The sequence below is a fragment of the Streptomyces pseudogriseolus genome, from assembly GCA_002154585.1.
Classification (GTDB): Bacteria; Actinomycetota; Actinomycetes; order Streptomycetales; family Streptomycetaceae; genus Streptomyces; species Streptomyces pseudogriseolus.
In genome coordinates, this window is the sequence record MUNG01000317.1 from 1 (window position 1) to 6,656 (window position 6,656).

The following is a 6,656-nucleotide window of genomic DNA, read 5'->3' on the forward strand; positions in this document are numbered from 1 at the left end:
AGGGCGATGCCCGACGCGCGGACGCGGACACTGCTGCGGGACGTCATGGCGGAGGTCGTGGCCGTCGCCCGCGCGTCGGGCATCGCCCTGCCCGAGGACTTCGCCGACCGGCAGCTCGCCTTCTGCGACACCCTCCCCGCGGACATGACGTCGTCCATGCACAACGACCTGGAACACGGCCACCGTCTCGAACTGCCCTGGCTCAGCGGAGGAGTGGCCGACCTCGCCGACGGACTCGGCGTCCCCGCGCCCCGCAACCGCACGGTCGCCGACATCCTGTCCCCGTACGTCGACGGCGCCCCGGCGAGCGCCTGACCGGCGCGCTCCCCGGACCGTCCCTCAGCCGGCCGTGGCGCGGTTCAGCCGGACCGACGACCAGAAGGCCGCGCCGATCAGACTGACCCCGATCAGCCCGGTCACGATGTCGTTCACCTCGTAACGGATGCTGACCAGCAGGACGGCGGCGAGGGCGCCGATCGCGTAGTGCGCGCCGTGCTCCAGGTACACGTAGTCGTCCAGCGTGCCCTTGCGCACCAGGTACACGGTGAGCGACCGGACGTACATGGCGCCGATGCCGAGGCCCAGCGCCATCAGCACGATGTCGTTGGTGACGGCGAACGCGCCGATCACCCCGTCGAACGAGAAGGACGCGTCCAGCACCTCCAGGTACAGGAAGGTGAAGAACGCGGCCCGGCCCGCCAGCGCCGTCCCGGTACGCCCGTTCGCGTCCTCGCCGTCCTCCTCCCCGGCCAGCCGGCCCTCGAAGAACCCCGACAGTCCGTGCACCACCAGATAGGTGACGAGCCCCGCGACCCCCGAGATCAGCACCGTCTGCGCCTTGTCGGCATGGTGGCCGCCGTGCTGGTGGGCCTCGGCGGCGAACGTCATCGACGTCACCAGAAGCACCACCAGGGCCGCGCACACCGACAGCATGTCGATCCGGCCGAGCCGCGCCAGGGGCCGCTCCACCCGGCCCAGCCACTTGGTCTCCCGGTCCTCCAGGATGAAGTCGAGGAAGATCATCAGCAGAAACATCCCGCCGAACGCCGCGATCGACGGATGCGCGTCGGTGACCAGTTCCTGGTAGCGCTCCTTGTCCGTGAGCGCGAGGTGCACGGCGTCCTGCGGGGCCAGCCGCGCGCTCACCGACACGATGACCACCGGGAACAGCAGCCGCATGCCGAACACGGCGATGAGGATGCCGACGGTGAGGAAGATCCGCTGCCAGAACGCGTTCAGCTTCTTCAGGATGCCCGCGTTGATGACCGCGTTGTCGAAGGACAGCGACACCTCCAGCACGGCGAGGATCGCGACGATCCCGAGCGCCGTCCAGCCGTCGTACAGCACCCCGCCCACCAGCCCGACGGCCGTCACGGCGAACGCCCACCGGAAGGTCTTCCACAGCACCCGGCACTCTCCCTTCTCCCTCGCCCGCTCGGACGACGGATTCGGCTCCAGTGCCCCTTCCCACGGCCTCCGTAACGCACCCGCCCCGCACTTCCACCGATCACCGGTACGGCGTCACACGCCCACCGCGCCCCGGTGTTCCGGCGTCGTCGGCCGTCGTCACCGCCGTCCGCGGCGCGCCAGGCGGCGGAACGACCGTGCGCTGCCCCTCGGGGTGGGCAGGCGGCCCGCCACCGCGTCGTCGAGCAGGGAGCCGACCGTCTCCGTCGCGCAGGTGCGGTTGGCGCCGATGCCGCCGGTGGCGCCGCGCTTGATCCAGCCGACGACGTAGACGCCCGGACGGCCCGTCACCCGGCCCCGGTCGTTCGGCACGGTGCCCGTGGACTCGTCGAAGGGGAGCCCGGCGAGGGGCGTCCCTCGATGGCCCACCGCGCGGAGGGCCAGGCCGGCCGGGATCTCCACCTCGCCCGCGACGCCGGTGACCCGTACGGCGCGGACCGACTCCTCCCCGCACACCTCGGCGGGCGCGGACAGGAAGCGGAACACGATGCGCCGGGGACCGTCCGTCGCCGGCGGCAGGGACCAGTCGACGGCCTCCCGCCGTACGTCCTTCAGCACGGCGGCCTTGTCCCGCGCCGCCGCCGCACCGATCGCCGCGCCCACGGCCGGATCGTGGTCGTCGACGAGCAGGTCCACGCCGGGCAGATGCGTCAGGGCGAGCACCTCGGTGCGCGTGTATGCCGCGTGCTCCGGACCGCGCCGCCCCAGCACCACCACCTCCCGCACCTTGCTGCGCCGTAGCTCCGCCAGCGCGTGCGGGGCGATCGGGGTGCCTTCCAGCGTCGCCGGGTCGGACACCAGCAGGCGTGCGGCGTCCAGCGCGACATTGCCGTTGCCCACCACGACGACCCGCCCCGCCGACAGGTCGAACGCGTCCGGGGCCACGTCGGGGTGTCCGTTGCACCAGGCGACGAACTCGGTCGCGGCGACGCTGCCCGGCCGGTCCTCGCCCGGGACGCCGAGCCGCCGGGCCTCCGGCGCGCCGACGGCGTAGACCACCGCGTCGTGATGGGCGGCGAGTTCGTCCGCCGTGACGCCGGCGCCCACCTCCAGGCCCAGGCACAGCCGGACCCGCGGATGGGTGAGGAAGCGGGCGAAGCTCTCGCCGGCCTTCTTGGTGGACGGGTGGTCGGGCGCGACCCCGTACCGGACCAGACCGCCGGCGACCGGCAGCCGGTCGATCAGCGTCACCTCGGCGGGGGTGTGCAGCAGCAGGTCCCGCGCCGCGTACATCCCGGCCGGCCCGGTGCCCACCACCGCGACGCGGAGCGGCCCGAAGTCCGGCGGCAGCACCCGGTCGAACGACGGCGCGCCCCAGTCGTGGAACACCGGACCCCGGACGGGCTGTTCGCCCCGGTGCTCCTCGTCCTCGTACCAGGCTGCGTTGATACGGGCGTACTCCCGCTGCGCCCCGGTCAGCCGGTCGACCGGGAAGACGGCGTCCACCGGGCAGGCGTCCGCGCAGGCGCCGCAGTCGATGCACGTCTTCGGGTCGATGTGCAGCATCTCCGTGCTGCCGAAGGCGCGTTCCTCCGGCGTCGGGTGGATGCAGTTGACCGGGCAGACGGACACACAGGTGGCGTCGCTGCAGCAGGTCTGGGTGATCGCGAAGGCCATCGTCGTCCGCTCCGCTGAGGGCCCGGGGTGGGCAGGCTGTACGTGGTCAGATGAGGTGGGCGCGCTTGTAGAAGAAGAGCGCGGGCCGGGTGAGCAGTCCGGCGGAGGACAGGAACTCCATCAGGCCCGAACAGCTCGCCCGCACCATGGACTTGTGGTGCTCGTTGGCACGGGCCTCGCGCAGCGCGCGCTTCTCGTCGAGCCCGGCGTTCGCGTACACCTTGCGGTTCACCATGCTGGTGACGATGACGTACGCGGCGATCGCGACCAGCAGCGCCTGGACGCGGCGGCGCACGCGCCCGGCGCGGGCGAGGTGCCGGCGGGTCTCCTCGCGTGCGAACATCATGTGCCGCGACTCCTCGACGACATGGATGTTGTTGATGGTGCGGACGAACGGCACGACCCGCTCGTCGCGCATCCAGTCGCGCTGCATGACGTCGAGGACCTCCTCGGCGACCAGGATCGCCGCGTAGGCGGCCTCGCCGAAGGCGGTGGTCTTGAACAGCCGGCCCAGTTCCACCGCGACCCGGTGCGGGCGATAGGCGGGCGCGCCGAGCTTCTTCGCACCGCGGGCGAACATGATCGAGTGCCGGCACTCGTCGGCGATCTCGGTCAGCGCCCACTGGAACGTATCGTCCGTGGGGTCCTTGGAGTAGATGTCCCGCAGGATCATCTGCTGGAGGATCATCTCGAACCAGATGCCGGTGCAGGCGACCGACGCCGCCTCCTGCCGCGTCAGCTCCTTGCGCTGCGCGTCGCTCATCTCGTCCCAGTACGCGGTGCCGTAGAGGGTGCTCCACTCCGGGCTGGCGCCGTGGAAGCTCTTGTCCAGCGGGGTGTCCCAGTCGACCTCGGTGAGCGGGTCGTAGGAGAGCTGCGCCGACGAGTCGAGCAGCCGACGGGCCACGTCGACGTCGTCGTCCGACGGCTGATCCGGGTGCTGTGCCCGGGAGGTGGTCAGGGCCATGCCGGGGCCTCCTCGAGTCGAGTCCGTACGTCATTACCACGGGTAACCGGCCTGCTTGCTGACGAACTGTATAGCAAGACCTTCCGTGTTCCCACCCCTTCGTCCGTCAAGCTCATGTGAAGGCCCGCACGGTGTCTTCACCGTGCGGGCCAGGGAGTGTGATGTACCGGGCGTCCGGTCAGAGGCCGGTCACCTTGCTGCTCGCCGACACCTCGTGCACGAGGGTGAGCGTGCGACGGCCGCCCGGAGGGAGCTGCACGTCCCAGCGGACGATGCCGTCCGCGTCCACCGAGTCCGGCGCGGGCGAGCACGCCTCCTCCCGCAGATGCACCTCCACCGCCGAGACCTCCGACACCGGCACCCGCTCCCGGACGACGACCACCCGGTCGTCCCGCTCGTCCGGCGCGGAGAACCGCGACAGATGCAGCCGGACGGTCCGGGTGAGCACCGTCCGCTGGGTCAGGCCCGCGGTGTCCCGGGTCTCCTCCGTCTCCCGCACGACCCGGTGGTCGTCCCTGCTCCCGAAGGCCAGCTCCACCACGGCCCCCGGAGCGGTGAACTCCAGCGTGCCGCGCCCGACGAACCCGCTGCCGCGGATCAGGTCCACCGGCCCGGCCAGCAGCGCGTGCCCGGACCGGTTGTCGCACCGGACCACCTGCGTCACCAGCGGCGACAGCTCCGGCGCACAGGCGTACTCGCTGCGCGCGGCCGTGGTGAAGGACGACACCGGCACCCGGTGGGCACGCCCGTCCGACGGTACGGACACCGGGTCGGGCGCGTGCAGCACCCGGACCTCGCCGCCGTCGTCCACACCCGGCAGCCCCGGCACGGGAGCGGGACCCAGGTCCGCGATCTCCTCCTCCCGCAGATCGACGTGCACGGCGCGGCGCTCCTCGGGGGAGCGGTCCCGCAGCGTCAGCCGGTCCTCGCCGAGCACCGGCGGCTCCGTGGCCGCGGCGGACCGCGCCGTGGACAGCGTCAGCCGTACGCCCGACCAGTCCTCGCCCGTGCGCTGCCAGACCATCGCCTCCGTCTCCAGCGTCAGCGCGCCCCCGTCCAGCGTGGCCCGGTACGCCGGCCGCCACAGCGCGCACGGCGTGAGATGGCTCAGCCGCAGCTCCGCCGGCCCCTCGCCGGACGCCTCAACGGTCAGCTCGACATGCCCGACCAGTTCGGCGGGCTCCGTCTCCGCCTCGGCCAGAGCCTGCTCGGCCTCGCGCAGCTCGCCGGACAGAGCCGTCAGCCGCGCCTCCACCTCGCGCAGTCGCTCGGCCTGCCGCTCGCGCTCCTCGTCCACCCGGTCCAGCTCCCGGGCCCACCGCTCCCGTTCGGCCTCGCCGGACCCGGCGCCCTCACCGATCTCCCGCAGCAGATCGCCGGCGAGCCGGCCCAGCGCGTCCCCGCGCGCCTTCAGCCGGTCCCGGCGCTGCTCCAGGACCAGCCGCTCCTCCTCCAGTGAGGTCACGCGGCGGCGCAGCGGCGAGTCGTCGTCGGCGGGCCCGGGCCCGCGCGGCGTCCACGCGCGCACGATCCGCACGTCGAGCACGCGCGCCGGGAAACCGGAGGTCAGCTCGGCGTGCAGGGTCCGGTCGACGGCCGTCGCACCGACCGGACCGAGCCGCATCCGCTGCGTCCCGGACCGCAGGCCGAGCGTCGCGGTGCGCTCGATGTACGCCCGGTCCTCGGTGCAGGTCACGGCGGTGACGGGGAGGGGGAGCGGGGCGGTGGGCTCCGCCGACGATGACGTAGACATGGCTGTGTCAGCTCCTGCGGTTGCCGCCGGTCAGGGCCTTGCCGGCCGGGATCCTGATCTCGTAGCCGCCGTCGAGGGCGACGGTGCCGCCGGCCGGCAGGTCCACCCGCCAGATCCGGGTGCCCGGGGCGTGCCGCTCCCGGGCCGCGGAGTCCTCGGGCTCACTCCAGTCGGCCCGCTCCTCGATCCGTACGTCCGCCTCCGAGGTGACCGGCACGCGCTCGCGCACCTCCACGCGGACCGCCGACGGCAGCCGGTTGGCCAGCTCCACATGGACGCGGTGGTCGAGCACGGTGACGTTGTTGCGCAGCCCGGCCGTCGACTCGGTGAGGTGCGTCCGCCGGGTGACGCCGACGGCCTCCGCAGGACCCAGTCCGAGGCGGCGCACCCCGCCCGGCGCGAGGGTGGGCAGCGCGGCGGTCAGCTGGTACTCCCCGTCGACGCTCACCTCGACCGGGCCGGCCAGCAGCGCCTGGTCCGTCGCGTTGGACAGCACCAGCGTCGCGTACACCGTCTGCTCCACCGCCGGAACGCACACGTACTCGGTGCGCAGACCCACCGCGATCTCACCGACGGTGACGGTGTGCCAGGTGCCGTCGGAGGGGATGTCGGCGGGCGCCGCGGCGTCGTGACGGTGGTCGAACGAGCCCGCGGACTCACGGGGCCGCACGGCATGCCCCGGCAGCGGCAGCGCGGCGGGCTTCTCGGCACGCCGGCGGTACTCGGCGGTCACCGGGTCGAAACCCCCGCCGGGGAAGAGCCGGCCCCGGCGGTCCCGCGGCTCGTCCGGACCGCTCAACACGAGCGCCGAGTAGTCGAGTTCGGCGTCGTCCGGGCGGGGAGGACCCGGGG

General features: G+C 73.1%; 6 protein-coding genes. 1 reads left to right on the forward strand and 5 read right to left on the reverse strand.

All coding sequences use genetic code 11. The features are described 5' to 3' along the window. A partial coding sequence (locus tag CCN29_RS25270) for a ketopantoate reductase C-terminal domain-containing protein (RefSeq protein ID WP_442538491.1) occupies positions 1-315 on the forward strand: 315 nt, incomplete at its 5' end. 24 nt (positions 316-339) lie between these two features. Here the strand turns inward: CCN29_RS25270 and CCN29_RS25275 are convergent. The 5 genes from CCN29_RS25275 to CCN29_RS25295 all read right to left on the reverse strand — a co-directional run. Continuing rightward, positions 340-1,407 (reverse strand): DUF475 domain-containing protein, encoded by a 1,068-nt coding sequence (locus CCN29_RS25275; protein WP_031064980.1) that lies wholly within the window; start codon positions 1,405-1,407, stop codon positions 340-342. 159 nt (positions 1,408-1,566) lie between these two features. After that, entirely contained in the window at positions 1,567-3,084 is a 1,518-nt protein-coding gene (locus tag CCN29_RS25280; RefSeq protein WP_086684653.1) for an FAD-dependent oxidoreductase, read from the reverse strand. A gap of 46 nt (positions 3,085-3,130) precedes the next feature. After that, positions 3,131-4,051, reverse strand: a complete 921-nt coding sequence (locus tag CCN29_RS25285) for an AurF N-oxygenase family protein (protein ID WP_006129745.1) — start codon at positions 4,049-4,051, stop codon at positions 3,131-3,133. A 178-nt stretch (positions 4,052-4,229) separates the two neighbouring features. Further along, positions 4,230-5,804, reverse strand: a complete 1,575-nt coding sequence (locus CCN29_RS25290) for a mucoidy inhibitor MuiA family protein (RefSeq protein ID WP_086684656.1) — start codon at positions 5,802-5,804, stop codon at positions 4,230-4,232. A gap of 7 nt (positions 5,805-5,811) precedes the next feature. Then, positions 5,812-6,656, reverse strand: an 845-nt coding sequence (locus CCN29_RS25295; protein ID WP_143661376.1) for a DUF4139 domain-containing protein, incomplete at its 5' end; no start/stop codon positions are given.